At 25.6% G+C, this 2517-nt stretch carries 3 protein-coding genes; 1 reads left to right on the top strand and 2 read right to left on the bottom strand.

Going from position 1 to position 2517, the window contains the following annotated elements; genetic code table 11:
• Positions 1–69: 69 nt before the first annotated feature.
• Both G3997_RS08440 and G3997_RS08445 read right to left on the bottom strand, forming a co-directional pair.
• Positions 70–588 carry an amidase domain-containing protein gene (locus G3997_RS08440; protein WP_296645351.1) on the bottom strand — a complete coding sequence of 173 codons (519 nt, stop codon included), beginning with the start codon at positions 586–588 and terminating at the stop codon, positions 70–72.
• 34 nt (positions 589–622) lie between these two features.
• Positions 623–1255 (bottom strand): RsiV family protein, encoded by a 633-nt coding sequence (locus G3997_RS08445; RefSeq protein WP_296645352.1) that lies wholly within the window; start codon positions 1253–1255, stop codon positions 623–625.
• A 198-nt stretch (positions 1256–1453) separates the two neighbouring features.
• Between G3997_RS08445 and G3997_RS08450 the strand changes: the two genes are divergently transcribed.
• Entirely contained in the window at positions 1454–2431 is a 978-nt protein-coding gene (locus tag G3997_RS08450; RefSeq protein WP_296645353.1) for an LCP family protein, read from the top strand.
• Positions 2432–2517: the final 86 nt, after the last annotated feature.

The following is a 2517-nucleotide window of genomic DNA, read 5'->3' on the forward strand; positions in this document are numbered from 1 at the left end:
ATATAATTTTTAAATTCCTTTTATAATCACTCTTAAAGGATTCAATTATATTCTAARCTATTATTTAATCTATTTATAATATCCAAGTATTTTAATATATCGCCTCTGACCTACTTTCATACTAAGAGGATAGTCAAGTAAATCATAAGTATGCTGACATATTAAATAATCTATTACATATTCTCCATCTAATACAACATCTGTAACTATCATATTATGATATGCATTGTTATCATATACCAGTTGTACTATGTCTCCAATTTCAAGTTCATTATACTGTGCTAGTCTTGCATATATACCAAAGTTTTGTGTATTTTCATTATTGTTTCCTATTATATATCTATAAAATGGTTGAGCTGCAGTCCATGTAGGGGTTCTATTTTTATCACTGTTCCAATACCATTTTTCTAGTACATTTTTCCCATTATAATCCATTGGAATACTGCCACTTCTTAAACACTGAGATATAAAATTTGTACAATCTCCCCCCCATAGTTCATAATCCATATACGCAGGATTTCTACCTAGTGCCCATCTTCTTGCATAGTCTCTTGCAGCTTCCCTATCATAYTCTTGAAATACTAGCATTTATATTCCCCCTAAAAAATATCTACCACTTTATCTATAATATATATTTATTTAAATATTCTCTATCTTGATCAAAGGAAATTTTAAATGTACTTATATCATATATCATTGGGTCTAATTCATAACTTGAAAAGCATATAGTTATTCCATCATTATCTATATAAAAAGTTGGACTATCAGAAAGTACTATATCTTTTAAATAATCTAGTAGCATAATATATTTATCCATGCTAAGTTCTTTTGATAATTCTTTTATTTTATTTTCTATTTTATTAGCTATTAAATTTATATAATCTATAGTTGAATCAAATATATCTTCTAATGTTATTTCTTTTTCTAAACTTATATCATAGTTATATGAATTTATATATGATATATTGTATAACCCATCTATTTGTGAGAATTCTATAGGTATACTAATAATATCATTATTATTGTATGAAATATAATAATCTGTATTTATACAAGATAAACATCTATTTTTTACAGGTATCATATCTAATATATCTTCTATAGAAGCTTTAAAAGATATTATATCTTCATAAATTCTTTGATTTATATTATTTATTATATTTTTTTTATTATCAGATTTTATAATAGGATAATTTAAATTACATACTGATAAATTATCTTTCTTTTCTATACTTGATGTCTGTATTAATACCATTAAAAACTCCTCCTATTAATATATGCTTATTATTATTAATATGAAATAGTTTTTAGTTTTGTTAAATAACATTATATTTATAATTTGTATTTTTTTGTAATTTATATTAACTTGAATATATTTAAATACTCTAATATAATATGTATATTGTTATAATTAAGCATAATTTGCTAGATTAAAAGGAAAGAAGGGATTATTTTGGCGAGAAGAAAAGAAAAAAAGGAAAACTCTGGTTTAAAAAAGTTTGTTATATTTTTAGCTATATTAGTTATAGCATTCCCTGCTGCAGCCTTTGGTTATGTTTACTTTAAGTTAAATGTTATGCATGACTCAAGTGCTGATGAAAGTATACTGAATGAAAATAACTACCAAGCAGAAAAAGGGATAACAAATATCTTACTTGCAGGAACAGATGGTAGACCTGGCGAAGAAAGTTCTAGATCTGATGCTATGATGATACTTACAGTAGATACTGTAAATAAAAGTTTAAAACTTACATCATTAAATCGTGATACATATGTTGATATTCCTGGTCATGGATATCAAAAACTTACTCACGCATATGCATATGGTGGAGTAAACTTATTAACTGAAACTATTGAAAATAACTTTGAGATAGATATTCAAGATTATGCTGTAGTTGACTTCTATTCATTTATGGATATAGTTGATGCATTGGGAGGAGTAGAGGTTGATGTACATCAAAATGAAATAAGTGAAACAAATAAATTTATAAAGAAAGAAACTTATGAATGGAGTAAAAAAACAGAACCTATTCAACTGATTGAGCATTCAGGTATTCAAAAACTAAATGGATACCAAACATTATCTTATGCTCGTATAAGAAAAAATGACTCTACTCAAGAAAGAGATAGAAGGCAAAGAGCTGTTATAGAAGGTCTAATGAATGGTGTAAAAAATTTACCAGTTAGTAAATATCCTAAGTTATTAGATACTGTACTTCCATATGTTAAAACGGATATGAAACCTACTGAAATAATAGGTTTAGCAGGAAAAGTATTAGGTATAGGTAATTTAGCTATAAATCAAATAGAATTTCCATTTGACAATGCAAGTACATCTGTAACACTTCCAGGGGCTGGATTTGTTATCAAGTACGAACCTGAATCTTTAAATATATTACATGATTTTATATTTAAAAATATAATTCCATAAAAAAGAGACTCAACTGARTCCCTTTTTTATTWTATTATTCTACTTCCACTTATAAATTTATTTTTAAAGTATGAAGAATTTAAGTT

The organism is Romboutsia sp. 13368 (genome assembly GCF_018336475.1).
Classification (GTDB): Bacteria; Bacillota; Clostridia; order Peptostreptococcales; family Peptostreptococcaceae; genus Romboutsia.